This is a genomic window from Hydrocarboniphaga sp. FW305-C-57 (assembly GCF_058783045.1).
The window spans coordinates 227,619-251,590 of sequence record NZ_JBYSYG010000003.1; the positions used below are offsets into that span (position 1 = coordinate 227,619).

21 protein-coding genes are annotated in these 23,972 nt (G+C 65.8%); 10 read left to right on the forward strand and 11 right to left on the reverse strand.

Annotation, left to right across the window (positions count from 1 at the left end):
- The first annotated feature begins 6 nt into the window (after positions 1-6).
- Positions 7-189 carry a Trm112 family protein gene (locus AC3WUM_RS08390; RefSeq protein ID WP_492409995.1) on the forward strand — a complete coding sequence of 61 codons (183 nt, stop codon included), beginning with the start codon at positions 7-9 and terminating at the stop codon, positions 187-189.
- Positions 186-971 (forward strand): 3-deoxy-manno-octulosonate cytidylyltransferase, encoded by a 786-nt coding sequence (gene kdsB / locus AC3WUM_RS08395; RefSeq protein WP_492409764.1) that lies wholly within the window; start codon positions 186-188, stop codon positions 969-971. Before AC3WUM_RS08390 ends, kdsB begins: the two co-directional genes overlap by 4 nt.
- A gap of 75 nt (positions 972-1,046) precedes the next feature.
- Here kdsB and AC3WUM_RS08400 read toward each other — a convergent pair whose 3' ends face one another.
- Complete coding sequence (locus AC3WUM_RS08400; protein WP_492409765.1) at positions 1,047-4,193, reverse strand: Rne/Rng family ribonuclease; 3,147 nt, start codon at positions 4,191-4,193, stop codon at positions 1,047-1,049.
- Positions 4,194-4,529: 336 nt separating this feature from the next.
- Here AC3WUM_RS08400 and AC3WUM_RS08405 point away from each other — a divergent pair, with 336 nt between their 5' ends.
- Together AC3WUM_RS08405 and AC3WUM_RS08410 are read left to right on the forward strand one after the other, a co-directional pair.
- The gene (locus AC3WUM_RS08405) at positions 4,530-5,483 is read left to right on the forward strand and encodes an RluA family pseudouridine synthase (protein WP_492409766.1); all 954 of its coding nucleotides are present in this window, start codon (positions 4,530-4,532) and stop codon (positions 5,481-5,483) included.
- 150 nt (positions 5,484-5,633) lie between these two features.
- Positions 5,634-6,290, forward strand: a complete 657-nt coding sequence (locus AC3WUM_RS08410; RefSeq protein ID WP_492409767.1) for an HAD family hydrolase — start codon at positions 5,634-5,636, stop codon at positions 6,288-6,290.
- On the opposite strand, the gene AC3WUM_RS08415 is transcribed toward AC3WUM_RS08410, so the two are convergent.
- Positions 6,276-6,896 (reverse strand): Maf family protein, encoded by a 621-nt coding sequence (locus tag AC3WUM_RS08415; protein WP_492409768.1) that lies wholly within the window; start codon positions 6,894-6,896, stop codon positions 6,276-6,278. The genes AC3WUM_RS08410 and AC3WUM_RS08415 overlap by 15 nt on opposite strands.
- Before the next feature lie 67 nt (positions 6,897-6,963).
- Between AC3WUM_RS08415 and AC3WUM_RS08420 the strand changes: the two genes are divergently transcribed.
- From AC3WUM_RS08420 to plsX, 3 genes are read left to right on the forward strand one after another with little or no spacing between them, the layout of a single operon-like run.
- The gene (locus tag AC3WUM_RS08420) at positions 6,964-7,473 is read left to right on the forward strand and encodes a YceD family protein (protein ID WP_492409769.1); all 510 of its coding nucleotides are present in this window, start codon (positions 6,964-6,966) and stop codon (positions 7,471-7,473) included.
- Between the two features lie 34 nt (positions 7,474-7,507).
- Positions 7,508-7,702, forward strand: a complete 195-nt coding sequence (gene rpmF / locus AC3WUM_RS08425) for a 50S ribosomal protein L32 (RefSeq protein ID WP_492409770.1) — start codon at positions 7,508-7,510, stop codon at positions 7,700-7,702.
- A 16-nt stretch (positions 7,703-7,718) separates the two neighbouring features.
- Entirely contained in the window at positions 7,719-8,756 is a 1,038-nt protein-coding gene (gene plsX, locus AC3WUM_RS08430; protein WP_492409771.1) for a phosphate acyltransferase PlsX, read from the forward strand.
- Positions 8,757-8,805: 49 nt separating this feature from the next.
- Here plsX and gspF read toward each other — a convergent pair whose 3' ends face one another.
- The 4 genes from gspF to gspC form a co-directional block, all read right to left on the reverse strand.
- The gene (gene gspF / locus AC3WUM_RS08435; RefSeq protein WP_492409772.1) at positions 8,806-10,023 is read right to left on the reverse strand and encodes a type II secretion system inner membrane protein GspF; all 1,218 of its coding nucleotides are present in this window, start codon (positions 10,021-10,023) and stop codon (positions 8,806-8,808) included.
- Positions 10,024-10,106: 83 nt separating this feature from the next.
- Positions 10,107-11,594: a type II secretion system ATPase GspE gene (gspE, locus tag AC3WUM_RS08440; protein WP_492409773.1), complete on the reverse strand. Its 1,488-nt coding sequence runs from the start codon at positions 11,592-11,594 to the stop codon at positions 10,107-10,109.
- 15 nt (positions 11,595-11,609) lie between these two features.
- Positions 11,610-13,733, reverse strand: a complete 2,124-nt coding sequence (gspD, locus tag AC3WUM_RS08445) for a type II secretion system secretin GspD (RefSeq protein ID WP_492409774.1) — start codon at positions 13,731-13,733, stop codon at positions 11,610-11,612.
- Positions 13,734-13,819: 86 nt separating this feature from the next.
- On the reverse strand, positions 13,820-14,716 hold the full coding sequence (gspC, locus tag AC3WUM_RS08450) for a type II secretion system protein GspC (protein WP_492409775.1): 897 nt from the start codon (positions 14,714-14,716) through the stop codon (positions 13,820-13,822).
- A 369-nt stretch (positions 14,717-15,085) separates the two neighbouring features.
- Here gspC and clpS point away from each other — a divergent pair, with 369 nt between their 5' ends.
- A complete protein-coding gene (gene clpS, locus AC3WUM_RS08455; protein WP_492409776.1) occupies positions 15,086-15,406 on the forward strand; it encodes an ATP-dependent Clp protease adapter ClpS in 321 nt (106 codons plus the stop codon).
- Positions 15,406-17,697, forward strand: a complete 2,292-nt coding sequence (gene clpA, locus AC3WUM_RS08460) for an ATP-dependent Clp protease ATP-binding subunit ClpA (RefSeq protein WP_492409777.1) — start codon at positions 15,406-15,408, stop codon at positions 17,695-17,697. The genes clpS and clpA overlap by 1 nt, the downstream gene beginning before the upstream one ends.
- A gap of 147 nt (positions 17,698-17,844) precedes the next feature.
- Here clpA and infA read toward each other — a convergent pair whose 3' ends face one another.
- The 5 genes from infA to AC3WUM_RS08485 all read right to left on the reverse strand — a co-directional run bounded on the left by infA (position 17,845) and on the right by AC3WUM_RS08485 (position 21,210).
- Complete coding sequence (gene infA, locus AC3WUM_RS08465) at positions 17,845-18,063, reverse strand: translation initiation factor IF-1 (RefSeq protein ID WP_007186111.1); 219 nt, start codon at positions 18,061-18,063, stop codon at positions 17,845-17,847.
- A gap of 92 nt (positions 18,064-18,155) precedes the next feature.
- On the reverse strand, positions 18,156-18,854 hold the full coding sequence (locus AC3WUM_RS08470; protein WP_492409778.1) for an arginyltransferase: 699 nt from the start codon (positions 18,852-18,854) through the stop codon (positions 18,156-18,158).
- Positions 18,855-18,896: 42 nt separating this feature from the next.
- The gene (aat, locus tag AC3WUM_RS08475) at positions 18,897-19,640 is read right to left on the reverse strand and encodes a leucyl/phenylalanyl-tRNA--protein transferase (RefSeq protein ID WP_492409779.1); all 744 of its coding nucleotides are present in this window, start codon (positions 19,638-19,640) and stop codon (positions 18,897-18,899) included.
- A gap of 20 nt (positions 19,641-19,660) precedes the next feature.
- The gene (locus AC3WUM_RS08480; RefSeq protein WP_492409780.1) at positions 19,661-20,827 is read right to left on the reverse strand and encodes a GNAT family N-acetyltransferase; all 1,167 of its coding nucleotides are present in this window, start codon (positions 20,825-20,827) and stop codon (positions 19,661-19,663) included.
- Between the two features lie 44 nt (positions 20,828-20,871).
- Positions 20,872-21,210, reverse strand: coding sequence for a hypothetical protein (locus AC3WUM_RS08485; RefSeq protein WP_492409782.1), 339 nt, complete (start codon positions 21,208-21,210; stop codon positions 20,872-20,874).
- A gap of 236 nt (positions 21,211-21,446) precedes the next feature.
- Here AC3WUM_RS08485 and AC3WUM_RS08490 point away from each other — a divergent pair, with 236 nt between their 5' ends.
- Positions 21,447-23,972, forward strand: a complete 2,526-nt coding sequence (locus tag AC3WUM_RS08490; RefSeq protein ID WP_492409784.1) for a DNA translocase FtsK — start codon at positions 21,447-21,449, stop codon at positions 23,970-23,972.

Consider the following 23,972-nt stretch of genomic DNA (forward strand, 5'->3'; position numbering starts at 1 on the left):
CAGAACATGGACAAGCGTCTGCTCGACATACTCGTCTGCCCGGTTTCCAAGGCGCCCTTGCAGTGGCGCCCGGAGCAGCAGGAACTCTGGTGCAAGGCCTCTCGCCTCGCATATCCGGTGCGCGACGGCATTCCGGTGATGCTCGAAGAAGAGGCCCGCGCGCTCTCCGACGAGGAGCTCGAGGCATGAGCGCCGTCGATCCGAAGAAGGCCGTCAAGTTCAAGGTGGTGATTCCGGCTCGCCTGGGCTCGACGCGCCTGCCCGGCAAGGTGCTGCGCGACGTGCACGGCAAGCCGGTCATCGCGCACGTCTGGGAGGCCGCGCGTGCGAGCGGTGCCGAACAGGTCATCGTCGCCACCGACGACGAGAGCGTCGCGAGCGCGGCGCGTGGCTTCGGCGCCGAAGTGCGGCTCACGTCGGCGAGCCACAATTCGGGCACCGATCGCGCCAACGAAGTCGCGCGCACCGAAGGCTGGGACGACAGCACCATCGTCGTGAACCTGCAGGGCGACGAGCCGCTGATGCCGCCGGCGCTGCTGCGCCAGGCCGCGGCCCTGCTGGCCGAAGATCCGGTCGCCGATATCGCCACGCTCGCGCATCCGCTGCATTCGGTCGAGGACTGGCTCAATCCGAACGTGGTCAAGGTGACCGCCGACCGCCGCGGCTACGCGCTGTATTTCTCGCGCGCCCCGATTCCGTGGCGTCGCGATGGCGCGACGCGTGAGAAGCCCGTGCTGCCCGAAGGGCTCGCGTTCCGCCACATCGGGCTCTACGCCTACCGCGCGAACCGGCTCGCCGAATTCAGCGGCCTGCCGCCGGCTCCGCTCGAGGACTGCGAGGCGCTCGAACAGCTGCGCGCGCTCGCGCACGGCATGCGCATCAAGCTCGGCATCACCAACGATCCGCCGCCGCGCGGAGTCGACACCGAGGAAGACCTGGCCTTCGTGACGGCGGCGCTGGCTCGGCGCTGATCTTCGCTGCAAGCGGTCACGCAAACGAAAACGGCGCCTGGTGGGCGCCGTTTTCGTTGGTGAAGCAAGAAGTCGCTAGGACTTCCGCTCGTCCTCGGGCTTTTCGCTTTCGAACGGATTGCTGCGCGTCTCGACCTGGATGAAGCGCGGAGCGGCCGGCTTCGGCGGCTCGGCCGGAGTCGGGGCCGGTTGCGGTTCTTCGGCCGCAACGGGCTCGCTCTGCGGCGCGATTTCGGGCTCGGCCGTCGTCACCTCGGCTTCCAGCACCGCTTCCACGGCCGCGGGTTCTTCCGCGATCGGCTCGGGCTGCTCCGCCGCTTCGACGGGCGAGGCCGCGACTTCGGCGACCGGCGGCTCGGGCTCGACCGGCTGAACCGTCTCGATCTGCACGATCTGCTCGGACAGTGCCGCCGTGCGCTCGGCCGGCACCTCGGTTTCCGCCGCTTCGATCGGTTCGACGAGGGCGTCGATCACGGCGGCAGGTTCGGCGACCGGAGCCTGTGCTTCTTCAACAGGCGCGGGCGCGGGCTCTTCAGCCGTCGCCGGGCTCGCGATTTCTTCGGCGGCGGTCATTTCGACGTCTGCCGTCGCCGGTTCGGCCTCGACGCCAACCGCGGTTTCGACGGGCGCGGGCTGTTCCTCGACCGCTTCGGCCGGCTCGAAGTCGATGACCGGGAAGCGCGACTCGACGTTCTCGTAGCGCACCGCGTTCGGGGCGAACGACTGGGCGCTCGCGGCGCTGCTCTGCGGCTCGCCGTCGGCCTGCTGGCCCGACGTGTTCTCGGGTTCGAAGGCCGGCAGATCGGTCCGGCTTTCGCGAATGAGGTCGCCGACCGGCGGCTCGGCCGGAACCGGCAGCGAGGCTTCGACCGGCTCGACCGCATCGGCGACCGTCACCGAGACCGCCGTCGCGGCGCTGGCGCGGGTCAGGGCGGCGGCCAGATCGGCCGGCAGCGAATCGCGCGTGACCTCGACGCCTTCGGTTCCCTCGGCTTCCGAGCCGTCCTGCGGGCGGCGATCGCCGCGGTTGCGGTTGCGGCGGCCACGACGGCTGCGGCCGCTGCGCTCCTCGTCCCCGTGCTGGCGCGGCTGGCCGCCGGGCGGCAGCTGCGGACGCGGACCCTGGTTCTGGCCAGCTGCGGCTTCGGCGGCCACAGCCTCGTTGGCCGGAGCCGGGCGCTGCTGCTGGGGCTGTTGCTGAGGGCGCGGATTGTTGTTGCGCTGCTCGCCGCTGCGATCGTTGCCGCGCTCGTCGCGACGCGGCTGCTGCGGTTGTGGCTTCTGCTGCGGCGCGTTGTTGCCGCCGCCGGCGTTGCGGTTGTTGTCGCGACGCGCGTTGTTCTGATCGCGCTGCTGGTCGCGACCGCCGTCGCGGCCCTGGCGCTCGTCGCGACGGCCATCGTTGCGCTGCTGACCGCCACGGCGATCATCGCGGCGACCGCCGCCCTGCTGGCGCTGGCCGCGAACCGGTTCCGCCGGCTTGGCGCTTTCGACCGGCGTGGCGCCGATGCCGAACAGGCGCAACAGCCGGGTCCAGAAGCTTTCGCCCGCAGCAGTCGGCTGCAGGGCGACCGGCGCTGGCGCCGGCGCCGCTGCCGGAGCGGGCGTCGGCGCGGCCGGAGCCGGCGTCGACGGCACGATCTGCTTGACCGCCGCCTCGGCCACGCGCGCCGGAGCACGGCCGCCCGCGGCGTCTTCGAGCGGCTTGGCGTCGAAGTTCTGCGCAAGCAGATGGCTCGACGCCGCGTTGTTCTCCTGCTGCAGGTGATCGGCGCGCACGCGCTTGATCTCGAAGTGCGGAGAATGCAGCGTCGCGTTCGGGATCAGGGCGATCGAGACGCGGCAGCGCGCTTCGATCTCGCGCACCACGGCGCGCTTCTCGTTGAGCAGGAAGGTGCCGACGTCGACCGGCACCTGCGCGATCACGCGGCCGGTGCGGTCCTTCATCGCCTCTTCCTCGATCAGGCGCAGGATCGACAGCGACAGCGATTCGACGCTGCGGATCTGGCCGCGGCCTTCGCAGCGCGGGCAGGCGATCTGGGTGTGCTCGCCGAGCGACGGACGCAGGCGCTGGCGCGACATTTCCATGAGCCCGAAGCGCGAGATGCGGCCGAGCTGGATGCGGGCGCGATCGATTTCGCAGGCCTTTTCGAGGCGACGCTCGACTTCCTTCTGATTCTTGGAGCTGTTCATGTCGATGAAATCGATCACGACCAGGCCGCCCAGGTCGCGCAGGCGCAGCTGGCGCGCGATTTCGTCGGCGGCTTCCAGGTTGGTGTTGAGCGCGGTGTCCTCGATACTGCCGCCGCCGGTGGCCTTGGCCGAATTGATGTCGACGGCCGTCAGCGCTTCGCCCATGTCGATGACGATGCTGCCGCCCGAGGGCAGGCGCACGGTGCGCTCGTGGGCAAGTTCGATCTGGCTCTCGATCTGGTAGCGCGAGAACAGCGGCACGTCGTCGCTGTAGAGCTTCAGGCGCGGCAGGTTCTGCGGCATCACATGTTCCATGTGCTGCCGGGCCTGCTCGAAGATCTCGGCGTTGTCGATCACGACTTCGCCGATGTCCGGGCGCAGATAGTCGCGCAATGCGCGCAGGATGATGTTGTTTTCCTGGTAGATCAGGAAAGATCCGCTACGTTCGGTCGATGCCTTCTCGATCGCGGTCCAGATTTCGATGAGGTAGTTGGCGTCCCACTGCAGTTCTTCGGCGGTGCGGCCGATGCCGTTGGAGCGGACGATGACGCCCATCGTGTCCGGAATCTGCAGCTGTTCGAGGGCCTGCTTGGCCTCCTCGCGATCCTCGCCCTCGGCCCGGCGCGACACGCCGCCCGCCTTCGGGTTGTTCGGCATCAGTACCAGATAGCGTCCGGCGAGGCTGATGAACGTGGTCAGGGCCGCGCCCTTGTTGCCGCGCTCTTCCTTCTCGACCTGGACGATGATTTCCTGACCTTCCGAAAGAAGATCGCGGATGTTGCCCGACGATTGCTTGAAATAGCTCTTGGAGACTTCCTTGAGCGGCAGAAAGCCGTGGCGCTCGGCGCCGTAGTCGACGAAGCAGGCCTCGAGGCTGGGCTCTACGCGAGTGATCCGGCCCTTGTAGATATTGGACTTTTTCTGCTCGCGGCTGGCGAGCTCGATGTCGAGGTCAAAAAGCTTCTGCCCGTCGACGATGGCCACGCGCAATTCCTCGCGCTGCGTGGCGTTGATGAGGATTCTTTTCATTGATGCGGTCTATGAGGGTGCGCTCGACCGCGGTACGGGTAATCTTCTGGCGCATGAGGTACTCCGCGCGTTTCTGTGCCCGACCCTTGCGGGAGCGATGCTGACTAAAAGGATCTGCGTCATCGGCTGCTTCATTGCAGCCGCATGCCGCAGGCATGTAATACAAGCCCAGAGAGCTTTAGAGAGTCACGAGATCTGATCGGATGGGTCGTGGCGCTGGTAGACTTGCGACACGCCGGCGCTACGGCCCGACCCTCAGGTCTCTCCTGGCGCAGACGCAAGGCCGCTGCCGGGGCGAGAGACTCCGGTTACTAGAATGCACGGAGTTGTCACATTTTGCCAGCTGAGAAACCCCAGGTCCGGCACGTACGCGCCAAGGCGCAGGACGCCGGCCAGCGTATCGACAATTTCCTGTTGAAGCAGTTGCCTGGCGTACCGAAGTCCCATGTGTACCGTTTGTTGCGGTCCGGCCAGGTGCGCGTCAACGGCGGCCGGGCCAAGCCCGAACGCAAGCTCGAAGAGGGCGACGAGATCCGGGTTCCGCCGGTCCGCGTGGCCGAGAAAGGCGAGGCCGTGCGCCCGCCCGACGAGGTGCTCAACCGTCTGCGCGAGTGCATCGTCCACGAGGATGCTCATTATCTGGCGCTCAACAAGCCGGCCGGTTATGCCTCGCATGGTGGTACGGGCTTGCCGTATGGGGTGATCGAAGCGATCCGTGCCTGGAACAGCTACGAATTCATCGAGCTGGCCCATCGCCTGGACCGCGACACCAGCGGCGTGCTGCTGCTCGCCAAGACGCGTCCTGCATTGCTGCGCGCGCAGAGGGCGTTCCAGCACGGCACTTCCGACAAGCGCTACTTCGCCCTGCTGTGCGGGCGCTGGAAAGGTGAGGCGCGCGACGTCGATGCCGCGCTCGTGAAAAATCGGCTGCAGAACGGCGAGCGTTACGTGGAGTTGGACGAAGAAGACGGAAAGCCGTCGAAAAGCCGCTTCACGCCGCAGGCCCGGTACAAGGAGGCCACGCTCTGCGAGGTCGAAATCTTTTCGGGCCGCACCCACCAGATTCGCGTGCATTCGCTCGCGCTCGGCCATCCGGTGGCCGGTGACCGCAAGTACGGTGAGCGCGAGGTGCACAAGCCGCTGCGTGATCGCGGACTCAAGCGCATGTTCCTGCACTCCCACTTCCTGGAGCTGCCGGCCGACGGCGAGTTCGCCAAGCTGATCGTCGCGGCGCCGATGCCCGACGAGCTGCGCGACTTCCTCAACGGCCTGCCGCAGGCGGCGCGATGAGCGCCGATCGACGCTTCGACCTCATCATCTTCGACTGGGACGGGTGAACCGGAAACAGATGGATTGCCATTGGGCAATCCATCCCGGTGAACGCCCGGCCATGGATGGCCGGGCCGGGCTCTGCGCCAAGGATGGCCAACTGGAACTCAGATGCGACGCTTCGACCTCATCATCTTCGACTGGGACGGAACCCTGGCCGACTCGGCCGCCCAGATTGTCGGCGCCATGCAGGGCGCGATCGACGAGCTCCAGCTGCCGCCGCGCACCGACCACGAGATCCGCGACCTGATCGGGCTCGGGCTCAACGATGTGCTGACCCGGCTGTATCCGGAGCTCGATGCGGACGAGATCATGCAGCTGCTGATTTCGTACCGCGATCGCTACCTGGCCAATCAGCCGCCCGAGGCGCCGCTGTTCGCCGGAGCGCTCGAGGCGCTCGAAAAACTCAACGAGCATCAATACTTGCTCGCAGTCGCGACAGGAAAGTCGAGGAAGGGAATGGTGCGCTCGTTCAAGCGTCACGAGCGCGTCGGGCAGCTCATGGTCGCCTCGCGCACGGCCGACGAGACGGCGTCGAAGCCCGATCCGCTGATGCTGCGCGAGCTGCTGGCCGAACTCGAGGTGCCGGCCGAGCGGGCGCTGATGGTCGGCGACACCGAATACGACACGCAGATGGCGGCCGCGCTCGGCATGGCCGTGGTCGGGGTCGAATGCGGCGTCCACAACGGCGATCGCCTGCGCGCCGCCGGTGCCGAGGCGGTGATCGAGTACGTCGCCCAGTTGCCGCTCTGGCTAGGGCACCGCTGAGCCGGCCTCGGCGAGCAGGCGACGGAGCGCGATCAGCGGTAGGCCGACGAGCGCGGTCGGGTCCTGGTTGCGGACCGATTCGAACAGGCTGATGCCGAGCCCCTCGACCTTGAAGCCGCCCGCGCAATCGTGCGCGGGCTCGGCGGTCACGTAGCGCTCGACCTCGTCACGGCTCAGGGTGCGGAACTGCACCACGGTCAGGTCGACGGCGAAGAGCTCGGTCGACCCCGAGACGAGCGCGATCGCGGTCGCGAAGCCGGCTTCGCGGCCGCTCAGGGCGAGCAGCTGTTCGACATTGGCCTCAGGCGATCCGGGTTTGCGCAGGATCTGCCCGCCGCAATAGGCGACCTGGTCCGAGCCGAGCACCCACTGGCGCGGCCGCCGTTCGGCGACGGCCTTGGCCTTCAGCGAGGCGAGCCGGCGGGCCCGGGCTTCGGGCGCCTCGCCGGGCAATTCGGTCTCGTCGACTCCCGGCGCCTCCTGCACGAACGGCAGGCCCAGCCGGCGCAGCAGTTCGGAGCGATATTTAGAAGTCGAAGCCAGCACCAGCGGACGGTCGTCGCCGATCGCGATACTGGCTTTGGAGAGGGTGTAGGGCGAGGGCATAACGGTGAGAAAAGCTTTGACTTCGTGGGGTCGGAACTCTATCATCCGCCGCCCTGGTGAAGCCCCCATGCCGATTCCGCAGTACATCAAGGCCAGCGCTGGACTGACTCGGTCAGCGCAATATGCCGGCGAAATCGACCCGGCTTCCCTGGAGCGCCTGAGCCCCGAGCTCGTGCAGCCCGGTTCCACGCTCAAAGCGGAACTGGGCCTGGAACGGGACCGGAAAGGCAGCTGGTTGAGAGGGCGAGTCGAAGGCGGTCTGTGGTTGACCTGCCAGCGCTGCCTGAACGCCTTCGAGTGGCCCGTGGACGTCGATGTCGAGCTTAGGCTCGTGCAGAGCGAAGCCGAAGAGGCGCGGGTGCTGGAAGAAGCGGATCCGTTTTTGGTCGAGGACGATAAGCTGCCGCTGGTGGAGATCGTCGAGAATGAGGTGCTGCTGGCGCTGCCGATGATGCCGCGCTGCAGTGAATGTGAGGCGACCGCGGAAGCGGAATCCTCGGCAGAGGAATCGGAGCCTGAGCCGGCAACGGAGCAGAAGAAACCGAATCCTTTCGCGCAATTATTGAAGAAGCAATAACGGGCTCTCGGAGTCCGCCTGAAGGAAGTCAGTCATGGCCGTCGCAAAATCCAAAAAATCGCGTTCCTATCGTGGTCACCGTCGTTCGCACGACGCCCTGACCAAGCCCGCCCTGTCGGTCGATCCGACCTCGGGCGAGACGCATCTGCGTCACCACGTCACCGCCGACGGCTACTACCGTGGCCGCAAGGTGATCGAGAAGGCAGCAGCGGAAACCACCGAGGAGTAATCCTCGGCGCCGCCCGATGGCTCAGCCCATCGTTCTGGCGGTCGATGCGATGAGCGGCGATCACGGTCTTTCGGTGACCGTGCCCGCCGCTTTGTCGTGTCTGGAGCGCCACAAAAAATTGCATATCGTGCTCGTGGGCGACCAGGTTCGCCTGCGTGCCTGCCTGCTCGACACGAGCTGGCAGGTCGGCAAGCGGCTCAGCATCCAGCATGCGAGCCAGGTCGTGGCGATGGACGAGCCGCCGTCCAGGGCGCTGCGGCACAAGAAGGATTCATCGATGCGCGTGGCGGTCGATCTGGTCAAGAGTGGCCGGGTCAACGCGGCGGTCTCGGCCGGCAACACCGGTGCGCTGATGGCCACCGCGCGCTTCGTGCTCAAGACGCTGCCGGGCATCGACAGGCCGGCCATCGTCTCCGCGCTGCCGGCGGTGCTGCACCCCGTGCACATGCTCGATCTCGGCGCCAATGCCGAGTGCAACGCCGAGCAGCTCGTGCAGTTCGCGGTCATGGGCTCGGCGCTCGTGACGGCGGTAATGGGCGTCGACAAGCCGCGCGTGGCGCTGCTCAACATCGGCGCCGAAGAGATCAAGGGCAACGACACCATCAAGAACGCCGCGGCTCGGCTGCAGGCGTCCGCGCTCAACTACGTCGGTTTCGTCGAAGGCGACGGCGTGTTTCTGTCGGACGTCGACGTGGTGGTTTGCGATGGCTTCGTCGGCAACGTCGCGCTCAAAACCGGCGAGGGCATCGCCAAGCTCATTCGCCAGTTCATGCGCGAAGAGTTCGAGCGCAACGTCATCACGCGTGCGGGTGCGATGGCCTCGATGCCGGCGCTCAAGGCGCTGTCGAAGCGCATCGATCCGCGCCGCTACAACGGTGCGAGCTTCGTCGGCCTGCAGGGCATCGTCATCAAGTCGCACGGCGGCGCCGATGCGCTCGCATTCGACAATGCGATCGAGATGGCGCTGCGCGAGGTCGAGAAGAACGTGCCGGCCCGCATCGCCAGGCTGCTCGCCAACGCGGGGCTCGACCAGCCGCTTTCGCCGGGCAGCTGACGCGGTCCGATCGTTCGCCGCGGCGCGAGCCGCGAACGATCTCGCAAGCTCACTTCACGAGCTGATTCAAGTCGAAGATCGGCAGCAGGATCGCGAGCACGATCACGAGCACGATCGCGCCCATCGCGAGAATCAGCACGGGCTCGAAGATGCCCATCACCGCGGCGACCAGGGTCTCGACTTCGCGTTCCTGGTTTTCCGCTGCGCGATCGAGCATTTCGTCGAGCCTGCCCGACGATTCGCCGCTCGCGATCAGGTGCACGGTGATCGGCGGGAACAACTTGCTCTCCGACAGCGAGCGATAAAGGCTCGCGCCTTCGCGCACCTTGCGCGCCGCAGTTTCGATCGCATCGCGCATCGGCAGGTTGGTGACCACCTGCGTGCCGATGCGCATGGCTTCGAGTATCGGCACGCCGCTGCCGAACAGAATGCCGAGCGTGCGCGTGAAGCGGCCGGTGTTGGCACCGCGCGTGAGCCGGCCGATCAGCGGCAGGCCGAGTTGGCGACGATGCACCTTGCGCTTGAAGCTGTCGTTCTTCATGAGGCGGTTGAAGGTGAAGCCGCCGATCACAATCAGGATGAGCAGGAACACGCCGTAATTGCGCAGGAAATTGCTGACCGCGATGAGCCCCGTCGTCAGCGGCGGCAGGTCCGCCTTGATGTCCGCGTACACGCCGACGACCTGCGGAACGACGTAGGTCAGCAGCAGCACGACGACACCGATCGCGACGAGCGTGAGGATCGCCGGATACACGGCCGCGAGCATGACCTTGTTGCGCATGACCTGACGGCGTTCGACGTATTCGGCGAGCCGCTCGAGGATGTGATCGAGCTTGCCCGATTGCTCGCCGGCTTCGACGGTGGCGCGGAACAGCGGCGGGAACGCGTTCGGAAACTGGTTCAGCGACAACGCGAGCGTGCTGCCTTCGAGCACGCCGCTACGCACGCCGAGCGCGATGCGCTTCACGCGCTTGGATTCGCTCTGTTGCGAGACCGCGGCGAGCGCCTCGTCGAGCGGCAGGCCCGAGCGCACGAGCGTCGCGAGCTGGCGCGTGAACAGCGACAGCTCGGTGCTGCTGATGCTGCCGCGCCGCGCCTGGAACGGCGAAGCCTGCGCGATGCTGCTCTCGGCGACCTGCGCGACCGACATCGGCGAAAGTCCGCGGTCGCGCAGCATCTGCCGCACCTGGCGCGGACTGTCGCCTTCGATGAGGCCTTTTTCCTCGCGGCCCCGGGCGTTGAGCGCGCTGTATTCGTAGGCGGGCATGGCTTAGGCGTAAGGCGACGTGATGCTAAGACAGTGAGGCACCTGAGTACGCTTCACGCCTGACCCCTCACGCCTCACGTTCGTCACTCTTCCACCGTCACACGCAGCACTTCGCGCAGCGTGGTCTGGCCGGCGATGACCTTGTTCCGGCCCGATTGCAGGATGCCCATGCTCATGGTGCGGGCGTAGTCCTCGAGCTGCTGTTCGCTCGCGCCGTCGTGGATCATCGATTCGAGCTTGCGGTCGACTTCGATGATCTCGTGGATGCCGCTGCGGCCCAGAAAGCCCATGTGCCGGCACTGCGGGCAGCCGACCGGCTTGTACAGCACGAGCGGCTGCGAAGGATCGATGCCGAGCTGTTCCTTCTCGCTCGTGCTCGCTTCGTAAGGCTGCTTGCAGTGCTTGCAGAGCGTGCGCACGAGACGTTGCGCCATCAGGCCGACGAGCGAAGAGCTCAGCTGATACGGCTCCACGCCCATGTCGCGCAGACGCGTGACCGCACCGACGGCGGTGTTCGTATGTAAGGTCGACAGCACGAGGTGACCGGTCTGCGAAGCCTGCACCGCGATCTCGGCGGTCTCGAGGTCACGGATTTCGCCGATCATCACCACGTCCGGATCCTGGCGCAGGATCGCTCGCAGGCCACGCGCGAAAGTCATCTCGACCTTTGTGTTGACCTGGGTCTGGCCGACGCCGTCGATGTAGTACTCGATCGGATCCTCGACCGTCATGATGTTGCGGCTGCGGTCGTTGAGCACCGACAGCGCGGAGTACAGCGTCGTCGTCTTGCCCGAACCGGTCGGGCCGGTCACGAGCAGGATGCCGTAGGGCCGGAAGATGATGCGCCGGAGCATTTCGATCTGCTCGTCGGCGATGCCGATCTGCTCGAGATCGAGCCGGTCGGCCTGCTTGTCGAGGATACGCATCACCACGCGTTCGGCATTCACGCCGGTGGGAATCGTCGACACGCGCACGTCGACCTTGCGGCCGCCGAAGGCGCGGCTGATGCGGCCGTCCTGCGGCAGGCGCTTCTCGGCGATGTCGAGCTTGGCCATGACCTTGATGCGCGAGACCAGGCGCGGCGCGAGCGCGCGCGGAGGTGACATGATTTCGCGCAGCACGCCGTCGACGCGAAAGCGCACGGTCAGGCGATTCTCGAAGGTCTCGACGTGGATGTCCGAGGCGTTCTCCTTGATCGCCTCGACGAGCAGGCCGTTGATGAACTTGATGACCGGCGCGTCGTCGCTCGATTCGAGCAGATCCTGGTTCTCCTGCAATGCGTGGGCGATCGCGTCGAGGTCGGCGTCTTCCTCATCGTTGAGCCCCTGCATGAGGCTTGCGGTGGCTGCGGTCTGGCCTTCGTAGGTGCGTGAGAGCAGGGCGTCGAACTCGGGCGCGGTGACGTTCTGCAGGCGCACAGGACGACCGACGAAGCGCCGCGTCTCCTGCAGCGCATCGAGCGTGGCGCCCGGGCGCGCGGCCACCAGCACGTGATCGACGCGGTCTTCGGTGACGATCAGGCCGTGGCGCTTGGCGAAAGCGAACGGCGGACGCCGCAACGGGGTTTCCATACGACGGACCGGCGCTTAGGGCTGCGTCGCCGGGGTCGGATCGGCGGGCAGCGGCACCGGCAGCGCGGGTGCTGCGCCTGACGGCGGAGGCGGCGGCGCGGTTTCCTGGGCGGTCGGCGGAACGTAGGCGCCGTTGCCGCCGGGTTGCTGCGCGGGGACGGGCACGGGCTCGGCCGGGCGCGGCGGATTGACCGAATCGAACTGAGGCATGATCGGGCGCTGGCCGCCGATCAGCGGAATCGATCCGGCGGAACCCATCAGCTGGGCCTCGCGCGAGATGTCGTACTTGCGGCGCGTGTAGTAATCGCTGTCGGTCTGCTTGTGCATGATCGCCGGGCGAATGAAGACCATCAGGTTGCGCTTGGTGCGCGTGACCGAGCGGTACTTGAACAGCGAGCCGACCAGCGGAATGTCGCTGATGAACGGGACCCCCGAGCGCGAATCGTTGAGCGAGTCGTCGATGAGCCCGCCGAGCACGAGAATCTGGCCGTCCTCGACCGTCACCGTGTTGTTGAGCGTGCGCTTGTTGGTCACGAGGTCGACGGCGGACGTCGCGGTCGAGGCCAGGCTCGAGATTTCGAGCTTGAGCTTGAGCTTCACCGCTCCGCCATCGTTGATCTGCGGGGTGATGCCGAGCTTGAGGCCGACGTCCTTGCGCTCGACGGTCTGGAACGGGTTGACGAGGCCGCTGCTGCTGGTGGTGCCGGTGTTGCTGTAGGAACCGGTCAGGAACGGCACTTCCTGGCCCACCGAGAACTCGGCCTCTTCGTTGTCGAGCGTCAGCAGCGAGGGCTGCGAGAGCACGTTGGTATTGCCGTCGCCCTTGAGCGCCCTGAGCAGCAGGGCGAAGCTGGTGCCGCCGCCGCTGGCGATCTTGCCGCCGCCGAGCGTCACGCCCTGGCCGACGACGCTGGCGATCGCCTCGGCCGTGCTGCTGGCCTGGGCCGCGCCGGCGATCGCGCTCAGCGAATTCGGGTTCAGGATGCCCGCCGCGGCGATCTTGTCGCCGTTGAACACTGCCCAGTCGACGCCGAGCTGGCTGGACTTGTCGGCCGAGACTTCGGCGACGATGCCGTCGACGAGCACCTGGCGGCGGCGGATGTCGAGCTGGGCGACGACATCGCGCACCATGCGCATCGCCTTCGGCGGCGCGGTGATGATCAGCGCATTGGTGTCCTTGTCGGCCAATACCTTGACACCGTTCGCATTGGCGCCGGAGCTCGCCGCGGTCGGAGCGGCTGCGCCGCCCTGGGCGCCGTTGCGATCGCCCTGCGTCGCCTGCTGGGCGTAGCCTTCGAGGATCGGCGCCAGGTTCTCGGCGCTCGCGTAGCGCAGGTAGACGACCTGCGTCGCACCGTCTTCGCCGACCTGGATGTCGAGCCGGCGGATGATGTCGAGCATCTTCTGGCGATCGGCCTTGTCGCCGCCGACGAGCACGCTGTTGGAGCGCTCGTCCGCAAGCACGACGGCCGGCTGCACGCTGGCGTCGGCCGCGTTCTTGCTGCCCTGGGTCAGCGCGGTCAGCGTGCGGACCACCTCGGCGGCGCCCGCGTACTTGAGCTGCACCATCTCGATCTCGCGGTCGCTCGAGGTGTCGATCTGGCGGATCAGCTTCTCGAGTCGCACCACGTTGGCTGCGCGATCCGAGATGATCAGCATGTTCGACGGCGCATAGGCGGCCAGGTGACCCCATTGCGGCACCAGCGGACGCAGGATCGGCACGAGCTGGGCGGCCGAGACGTTCTGGATGTTGTAGACGTGGGTCACGACCTCGTCGATCGGCAGGCCGACGCCGCCCGAATTGAGGCCGCCGCCATCCCAGCGCGCATTGGTCTCGGGGACGATCTTGATCGCATCGCCGGCCGGAATCGCGGCGAAGCCCTGCACCTGCAGAACCGCAAGGAAGGTCTCGTAGACGCCGGCCGAGTCCATCGGGCTCGACGACACCACGGTGACCTTGCCCTTCACGCGAGGATCGACGATGAAGTTCTTGCCCGTCACCTCGCTGACCGTCGCGATCAGCGTGCTGATGTCGGCGTCTTTGAGGTTGAGCGTGACTTGCGCCCAGGAGGGCAGGGAAACGGCCAGGAAGGCAAGCAAGCCGAGGGCGGCGCGCCGGGCGAGTGAGTAAGGCGTCATGTGATCGTCGGCGTTAACCCGGAAAAAGCGAAGCTGGATAGCGGATGAATGAGACAAGCCAAGGACTTTTACCGCTTTTTTGCTCTTTAGCGAAAGTTGACCGTCACGGTCTGCTGCACGCCGCCGCGTTCGATGGTCAAGCTCAGGCTGGAGGCCTGACTCACGTCGGCCAGCTGCTGCAGCGCCTGGGCCGGATCGCTGAGCGGCGTGCCGTTGAGTGAGGTCACGATATCCCCGGGCCGCAACCCGGCGTTGTTGAACACGCTGCGATCACGGCCGGGATAGATGCGATACCCGCGCTGTTCGCCATTGACGTTGGCAGGCTGCACGCGAATGTAGTCGGCGGCCTTGCTCGGGTCCTGCAGCAGCTGTTCGCGGACTTTGCTGAGCATCTCGGTCGTTTCAGCGCTGACTGTCGAAGGCGCCGGCGTCGGCGCCGCGGACGGCTGCAGCGAGCTCGGAGCCTTGTCCTTGTCCAGCCGCAGGGTTTCGAGCTGGCCGTTGCGGGAGAGGATGACGCGGTCCGGGAAAATGGCCTGCAGATTGACCCCGCCGGGCACCTTGTCGCCGACCGAATACGGCCTCTCGTCTCCGCCGCCGTCGGCGATCAGGGCGCGGGAGCCCTTGTCCTGGTCGGCCGCCAGAATGCCGAGCAGCGTCAGGTTCAGGCGCGTGTCCGGAGCCTTGTCCATGCGATCCAGGCTGGCGTCGGCCGGAGCCTGGTAGTCGCCGAACAAATGGGCGCTCGCGATCAGCTGGGCGTCCGGACCCTTGGGCGCCGAGGCCGTGACGCCGCTCGCCGCCACCGGCGCGGGCTTCCATTGCGCCGATTCCGGAACCGGCACCCAGAGCCAGACGAATTGAGCCGCCAGCTTCGCGATCGTCACGGTCAGCACGAGCAGAATGACCGTGCGCAGCCAACGGCCATGCTTTTCGTAGGCACGGAGAACCGAGCCCTGAACGGATTCTGAAAGGACGAGCATAAGCCATCATAACCCGCTGATTGCTACAGATCACACCGTGCTGAGAGGGGCTGGACGGTGGCTGGTAACAACCGATACAAACGGGCGGCGGGCCTGGTTACAAGCCGATTCGCAAGCGATCCAGAACCACGGCATGGCCGAGGTGTTCGTAGCCCTGCGGGACCGATGAACAGATCGCGATCGTCCGTTGTCACAAGCACGCTACCAAGCCAAGGGGACCTCGGCCCGGCACGATCGAGGGTACTTGAATGCGTCGCCGACGTATCCATTAATCGATCAGATGACCACGACCGCACAGCCTTGTAGAGATCAGGAACTGCCCACCCGGACCGCCCTCGTTTTTTGCAGGGGCAGCGCTACACTAGGGTCATGAGCAGCAACACCAAGCGAGATGAGATTCGCGACCTCGTCGTCGAGGAATCCAAGCCGCGCCTGCAGCAGCCGCCCATGTACAAGGTGATCGTCGTCAACGATGACTTCACGCCCATGGAATTCGTGGTCCAGGTTTTGCAGCAGTTTTTTCATCATTCCCGTGAATCGGCGGTGCAGATCATGCTCCACGTTCATACCAAGGGCCGCGGTGTCGCCGGCGTATTTCCGGTCGAGATCGCGGAAACCAAAACGGCGCAGGTCAACGCCTACGCGCGCAAGCATCAACACCCGCTGCTCACCGTCATGGAGAAGGCTTAATGCTCAGCGATGAACTCCAAAAAGCGTTGGACGCCGCCTTTCTCGCAGCGCGTGGCGAAGGCCACGAGCTGCTGACGGTCGAACATCTGCTGCTGGCCTTGCTGTCGGACACCAATGTTTCCGAGGTACTGACCGGCGGCGGCGCGGACCTCGAGAAGCTCGAGCAGGCGCTGCGCGACTACATCCGCCAGAACATCCACTCGAACCGTGATTCGACCGAGCAGGTCGAGGTTCAGCCCACGCTGTCGTTCCAGCGCGTCCTGCAGCGTGCCATCTATCACGTGCAGGCGGCGGGCAAGAAGCAGGTCACCACGCTCAACGTGCTGGTCGCGCTGTTCGCCGAAAAGGACACCCATGCGGTTTACCTGCTCAACGAGCAGGGCGTCACGCGGCTCGATGTCGTCAACTTCATCTCGCACGGCATCAGCAAGAATGGCAGCAGCCCCGCGCAGCCGCCGTCCGCTGCGGAGTCGTCGCAGGACGGCGAGGACAAGGAAGACGGCAAGGCCAACGGCAAGACCGCGCTCGAGCAGTTCGCGGTCAACCTCAACGAGCGCGCCGCGCGTGGCCAGATCGACCCGCTGATCGGCCGCGAGCACGAAATCGAACGCGTCATGCAGACGCTTTGCCGCCGTCGCAAGAACAATCCGCTGCTCGTCGGCGAAGCCGGCGTCGGCAAGACCGCGATCGCCGAAGGCCTGGCCTGGCTCGTCGTCGAGGACAAGGTGCCCGATCTGCTCAAGGGCAGCATCGTCTACAGCCTCGATCTCGGCAGCCTGATCGCAGGCACCAAGTACCGCGGCGACTTCGAAAAGCGCTTCAAGAGCGTGATGCAGGAACTCACCACGCAGCCCGGCGCGATCGTGTTCATCGACGAGATCCACATGATCATCGGCGCCGGCGCGGCGAGCGGCGGCGTGATGGATGCGTCCAACCTGCTCAAGCCGCTGCTGTCCTCGGGCGAGCTGCGCTGCATCGGCTCGACCACGTACCAGGAATATCGCGGCATCTTCGAGAAGGATCGCGCGCTCGCGCGCCGTTTCCAGAAGATCGACGTCTCCGAGCCCACGGTCGACGACACCGTGAAGATCCTCGAAGGGCTCAAGCTGCGCTTCGAGGAGCATCATCAGGTGCAGTTCACGCGCGGAGCGCTGCGCTCGGCCGTCGAACTGTCGGCACGTCACATCACCGACCGTCATCTTCCCGACAAGGCCATCGACGTCATCGACGAGGCCGCCGCGCGCCTGCGCCTGCTGCCCGAGTCGAAGCGCCGCAAGACCGTGCAAGTGCGTGACATCGAGGAGACCATCGCCAAGATCGCGCGCATTCCTCCGAAGAGCGTGTCGTCGAACGATCGCGACAAGCTCGCCTCGCTCGAGCGCGATCTGAAGCTCACGATCTACGGCCAGGACGTGGCGATCGAGCAGCTGTCGAGCAGCATCAAGCTATCGCGCTCGGGCCTCGGCAATCCGGACAAGCCGATCGGCAACTTCCTGCTCGCGGGTCCGACCGGCGTCGGCAAGACCGAAGTCACCAAGCAGCTCGCGTCGCTGCTCGGCATCGAGCTGATCCGCTTCGATATGTCCGAATACATGGAGCGCCACACGGTCAGCCGACTGATCGGCGCGCCCCCGGGCTACGTCGGTTTCGACCAGGGCGGCCTGCTGACCGAAGCCGTCATCAAGCATCCGCATGCGGTCGTGCTGCTCGACGAAATCGAGAAGGCGCATCCGGACGTGTTCAACCTGCTGCTGCAGGTCATGGATCACGGCAAGCTGACCGACAACAACGGCCGCCAGGCGGATTTCCGCAACGTGATCCTGATCCTCACGACCAACGCGGGCGCCGAGGAATCCTCGCGCCGCTCGATCGGCCTCGTGGAGCACAACCACACGATCGACGCGATGGAAGTGATCCGCAAGATGTTCACGCCGGAATTCCGCAACCGCCTCGACGCGATCATCCCGTTCGCGCCGCTCGGGCCGGCCGAAATCTCGCGCGTGGTCGACAAGTTCCTCGTGCAGCTCGAAGAGCAGCTCGCCTCCAAGGGCGTGCAGCTCGACGTCGACGACGATGCGCGCGCCTGGCTCGCCACGCGCGGCTACGATCCGAAAATGGGCGCGCGGCCGATGGCGCGTACGATCCAGGACAGCCTCAAGCGTCCGCTCGCCGAAGAGTTGCTGTTCGGCAAGCTCGCCCAGGGTGGCCGTGTGCACGTTGGTGTCAAGGACGACAAGCTCGAGTTCGAACTCGAAGCGCGCGAAAAGGTGTCGCAGCTCGAACCGGTCTGAGGCGCGTGACCGATGTTGCGAGCAGAAACAAAAAAGCCCGCTAAGCGGGCTTTTTTGTTGTCCTGAGATTCACTGGCTTTTTAATCGTTTGATCTTGAGTCGATGAGCCCGAACCATCGGTGAATGGCGGGGGCGATCGCCCGATCGTTATTTGTCGCGGAAGGTGATGCGTCCCTTCGTGAGATCGTACGGGGTCAGCTGTACCGTAACCTTGTCGCCGGTCAGGATGCGAATGTAGTTCTTGCGCATGCGACCTGAAATGTGAGCCGTCACCACATGACCGTTGTCGAGTTTGACGCGGAAGGTGGTGTTGGGCAGGGTCTCGGCGACCGTGCCGGGCATCTCGATATGATCTTCTTTCGCCATTACCTGTTGAGCTGGGAGCTACGAATGTAGCCCGGCATTATCCGCGTTTACAGCCATTACGGCAACCGGATGTCAAGGGCTTCGTGTGTGGCTCAGGTTTCGAGCGCCTGCCAGCCTCGACTGGACAGAATTTCGAGCGGCTTGAAGTTGCGCTTGTATTCCATCTTGCGGCTGCCTGGAACCCAGTAGCCGAGATAGACGTGGTCCATTTGCGTCTGCTTGGCGTGCAGGACCTGGCGCAGCACGGCGTAGGTGCCGAGGCTGCGGTCGACCATGTCCGGATCGAAGAAGGTATAGACCGCCGATAGCGCGAGCGGCGTGCGATCGACGACGGCGCAGCAGACCAGCCGGCCGTCCTGGCGGAATTCCCAGAATTCGGCCGTGCCCCAGCCGCAGTCGAGAAAGTTGTGAAAGCCCGGCTTGTCCTCGGGGTTCATGCCGCCACCGGCGTGGCGGCCGCGCAGGTAGCGCTGATAAAGCTCGAACTGCTCGTCGGTGAGTTCCTGGCGGATGTTGAGCGCCAGGTCCGCATTGTCCTTGAGGCAACGCCGCTGCGAGCGATTCGGCATGAACGCGGCGGCCGGGATGCGCGCCGGAATGCAGGCCGCGCAGCCATTGCAGCGCGGACGGTAGACGTGATCGCCGCCGCGGCGAAAGCCTTGCTGCAGCAGCATTTCGTAGCGCTGCGGATTGAGCGCGAAATCCGGATCGACGAACAGGCTGCGCGCGGTTCGCTGCGGCAGATAGCCACAGGGGTGTTCCGTGCTCAGGTACAACCGAATTCGTTCCATGGTGCCGCGCGTGTCTCTTAATACCGGTTCCGACTTTGGTTTTTAGCTTGCCAGATGCTCGCGCCCGGTGGGCACCGGCAGATCGAATCGCCACAGGCCGGTGCGGCCGGGCAGATTCACGGCGGGGCGCAGCAGGTTCAGGAAACGCTCGCGGGAAACATCGACCGCCCCCAGCGTCTTGAGATGCTCGGAGGCGACCTGGCAATCCACGAGCCGGAAATCCCAGGCCCGCAACTGTTCGCAGAGCCAGAACAGCGCGATCTTCGACGTATCGCTGGCTCGCGAAAACATCGATTCGCCGAAGAATGCGCGACCGAGCGCCACACCGTAAAGGCCGCCCACGAGCTCGCCATCGCGCCAGACTTCGACGCTGTGCGCGTAGCCGCGCGCATGCAGCTCCTCGTAGGCCATGCGCATGTCCGGCCCCAGCCAGGTGCCGCGGCTGTGCCGGCGCGTTCCGGCGCAGGCGGCCAGCACGTCGGTGTAAGCCGTGTCGAGCGTCACGGCGTAGTCGTCGCGGCGAATGCTTTTGCCCAGCGAGCGCGAAATCTTCATCGCGTCGGGCAGCAGTACCGCGCGCGGGTCCGGGCTCCACCACAGGATCGGCTCGTCGGGGTTGTACCAGGGGAAGATGCCCTGTGAGTAGGCGCGAATCAGGCGGGTCATCGACAGATCGCCGCCGATCGCGAGCAGCCCGTTGGGATCGCGCATCGCCAGATGCGGGGACGGAAACGGCTGGTGCGGATCGCGCGGGTCCAACCAGTGCAATCGGATCGGATTGTCCATGAAACTCCCCGGCGCGGTGCTCAAAGTGGGGTGAGCGGGCGGTAGGGGCTATGTTGCATCAGTTCCTGGCGCCGGGCTTCGACGAGCTGACGTTCGTGAATCAGGAAGTCCTCAACGGCGCCATGCAGGCGCGGATGACGCAGCAGATGGAAGGATCGCGTGACCACCGGCGTGAATCCGCGCGCGAGCTTGTGTTCGCCCTGCGTGCCGGCGTCGTAGCGTTGCAGGCCCTCGCGCAGGCAGTGCTCGATGCCCTGGTAGTAGCAGCATTCGAAGTGCAGGCTGTGGTAGTGATCGGCAGCACCCCAGTGACGCCCGTAAAGGGTATCGCCGGCCTGCAGGGTCAGCGCGGCGGCGACCAGCCGTGGACCTTCGTGAGCCAGGATCACGCGCATCGGCGTGTCGGGCCTGCGGCCGTAATCGAGCAGGAATTCGGGCGTCAGGTACGGCGCCTGGCCACGTTCTTCGTAGGTGTTCGCGTAGAGCGCGTAGACGCTCATCCATTCGGATTCGCTGAGTTCGTCACCGGGGCGAATTTCGAAATGGATGCCGGCTTCGGCGACGCGCCGGCGCTCGCGCAGAATCTTCTTGCGCTTGTCGCTGGAGAGCCTCGAGACGAAGCCGGCAAAGTCGGTATCTCCCTGATTGAACCATTGAAACTGCAGATCGTTGCGCTGCAGCCAGCCCGAGCCTGCGAAGATCCGGGCATCGGTCTCGTCGGCGAACAGACCGTGGATCGAGGACACCGGAAGCTCATCGAGTTGCTGCTTGAGCGTCTCGACGAGCGCCGTTTTCACGGCGGCGGAGGTCGCGCCGATGCGCGGGCCGACCGACGGCGTGAACGGAATGGCGCACAGCAGCTTGGGATAGTACGGCTGACCTAGCCGGCGGCTCGCATCGGCCCAGCCGAAGTCGAACACGAATTCGCCGTAGGAATGCGCCTTCAGGTAGAGCGGCACGGCGCCGACGAGCTTTTCGGTTTCGTCGGACGCAATCAAATGAAAAGGACGCCAACCGGTTTCGTCGCCGACGCAGCGGTGACGCTCGAGTGCTTCGAGAAATGCGTGGCGAACGAAAGGGGACTGGCCATCGAACAAGGCGTCCCACTGGTCGGTTGCGATGGACGATAGTCCATCGATGAACGAGAGCCGCAACTCGCTGGCGAGGGCGTCCGTGTCTTTCAGCAAGTCCTCGCCACCGGATTGCGGCCTGGGCCCGGCTGCTTCGGTGATCAGTGGAAGGTCGGGCCGACCTGCGGCCGGTCGCGGAGCACCCACTGGACGACGGCATCATGCTCGAAGCCGCTGATCTGATCCTCGGGCTTCGAGGGAGCGGCTTCCAGCACGCGGCCTTCGGCGTCGAAGCGAATGCTCGCGCCCGCGCTCTGGATGCGGATTTCGGTCTCGGTTTCGGCCTCGTCGTCGAGCGTGAGCTGCAGGTAGCGCACGCAGGCGTCGGCGAACTCCGGCATCGGGCTCGTGCCACCTGCGACGCGAGCGGCCAGCTCGGCGGAAAATTCACGAATCCGGCCATCGCCGGTCAGAACGAAGTGCCGCACATGGCTCGTCATGTCCGCCCTCCTGTTGAATAAGTCGATCTTGAAGTAATGACCGCGTCTTGATGGTCGCGTTCGCGACCTGTCTCCTATCTGAAGGCCTTACCAGGCTTTTTCAAGCCCGATGTCCGGTGCAAGCCTGCAGCCCGGATGAGCGGCAGACCTCGCTTGCTATACTCGGCCGGTGCTCCATTTTCTTCTTAACTTGACCCGCCAATCCGCCATCGCGGGCGGCTGGACCGACGCTTCAAGTGCTTAAAAGCAAATCTCAGGCCACTGACGAGTACGCCGAAGCCGGCTGGCTGGAGCGCCTGCCTCGCGAAGCCGCGCTGCTGGTCTGCGTTGGGCTCACGCTGTTCCTGCTCGCCGCCTTGATCAGCTATCACGCCGACGACGCGGGCTGGTCGTCGTCGGGTACGGGCGAGCCGGCGCGCAATCTGATCGGTGGCGTCGGCGCCTGGATCGCCGACGTGTTGCTGAGCCTGGTCGGCTACGTGGCGTTCTTCCTGCCGTGGGCCGTATTCGTGCTCGGCATTCGCATTTATCGCGGTGAAACCGATGCTCCGGCAATGCCCTGGCCGGTGCGCGCCTTCGCCTGGCTCGCCTTGCTGCCGAGCTTCGCGGCGATCTGCTCCCTGCATATCGGCGTGTTCGGCTCGTTTCCGCCGCAAGGGGCGGGCGGCATCGTCGGTCAGGCCCTGAGCGGCTGGCTAGTCGGACTGCTGAACCCGGTCGGCGCGAGCCTGTTGCTGCTGACCACCACGCTCGCGACGCTGCCGCTGGCGCTGATGTTCTCGTGGGTTCGCGTACTCGATGCGGTCGGCGCGTTCGCGATGCGCTTGTGGGCTTCGTCGCGCAGCCGCTTCGAGCCAGGCGGAGCCGGGCTTGCGGAGCCCGAGGACGAGGCCGGCGAGGAGCCAGCCGCCGAAGCTCCGGAGCCGCAGGCCGAAACTTCCTGGCTGCGCCGCCGCCGGATTCCCCTGCTCGATCGCGCCTCGGGCGTGAACGACGAGGAAAACCAGCTCGATCTTCCAGGCGTGGAAGCCGAGGTGGAGCCGGCGCCGGCCGCTTCGCGTCGCCGCGAGCCGCGGGTCAGCGCGAGCCCTCTCCTGAACGAGTACGGAGTCGGGGCGGTCAGCGAGCCGCGCGTCGAGCCGGGATTGGAGGCGTCGGTCGCCCCTCCCGGGACGGCGTCCGCGTTCGACCCGCCGGCCGAAGCGCCTCGGCCGCCCAAGCCCGTGCGCAAGCCCGCCAAAATGGATGCGCCGGTGGTCCCGCCGTTCGACGGCGACCCGATTCCGCCGCTGACCCTGCTCGATCCACCCAAGCCCTCGGGCAAGCGTTACACGGCCGACGAACTCGATCGACTTTCGCGTGACGTCGAGAAGCATCTGGCCGATTTCGGCATCAAGGTGCAGGCCGTCAATGCGATGCAGGGGCCGGTCATCACGCGCTTCGAACTGCAGCCCGCGCCCGGCGTGAAGGGCGCGCAGATCACCAATCTGTCGAACGATCTCGCGCGTTCGCTCTCGGTATCGCGCGTGCGCGTGATCGAGGTCATCGACGGCAAGCCTTACGTCGGCCTCGAGATTCCGAACCAGAAGCGCGAGATGGTCTACCTGCGCGAAATCCTCGATTCGAGCAGCTACGCCAACTCGGTCTCGCCGCTGACGATGGCGCTCGGCAAGGACATCGCGGGCAATCCGATGTCGGTCGACATGGCGAAGATGCCGCACCTGCTCGTCGCAGGTACGACCGGCGCGGGCAAGTCGGTGGCGATCAACGTGATGATCCTGTCGATGCTCTACAAGGCCACGCCCGAGCAGGTGCGCTTCATCTTCGTCGACCCGAAGATGCTCGAGCTCTCGGTCTACGCTGACATTCCGCACCTGCTGACGCCGGTGGTCACCGACATGAAGGACGCGGCCAACGCGCTGCGTTGGTCGGTGGCCGAGATGGAGCGTCGCTACCGCCTGATGACGGCGATGGGCGTGCGCAATCTCGCGGGCCTGAACCGCAAGGTCGAAGAGGCCGAAGCGGCCGGCGAGCCGATTCCCGATCCCACAAAGGCGACGCCCGAACTGTTCGACGAAGTCGGCGGCGAGCCGGTGTATCTCAAGACGCTGCCGCACATCGTCATCGTCATCGACGAGCTCGCCGACATGATGATGGTGGTCGGCAAGAAGGTCGAAGAACTGATCGCGCGCATCGCGCAGAAGGCGCGTGCGGCCGGCATTCATCTGATCGTGGCGACGCAGCGGCCGAGCGTCGACGTCATCACGGGCCTGATCAAGGCCAACATCCCGTCACGCGTCGCGTTCCAAGTGGCTTCTCGCATCGACAGCCGCACGATTCTCGACACGCAGGGCGCCGAGACGCTGCTCGGCCATGGCGACATGCTGTACCGGCCGATCGGCGCTTCGAACGTCGCGCGCGTGCACGGCGCCTTCGTCGATGATCACGAAGTCCACAAGGTCGTCGCCTATCTCAAGCAGACCGGCGAGCCGAACTACATCGAAGACATCCTCGCCGACGAGGTCGTCGAAAAGCCGGTCAGCGAAGGCGGCGACGATGCCGAGGCCGATCCGCTCTACGACCAGGCCGTCGCGCTCGTGATCGAGACGCGCAAGGCCAGCGTGTCCTGGGTGCAGCGCCGGCTCAAGATCGGCTACAACCGGGCGGCGCGCATGGTCGAGCAGATGGAGGCGTCCGGGCTCGTCGGCCCGAGTGGCCCGGGCGGCAATCGCGAAATTCTCGCGCCGGGCGGTCGGGACTAA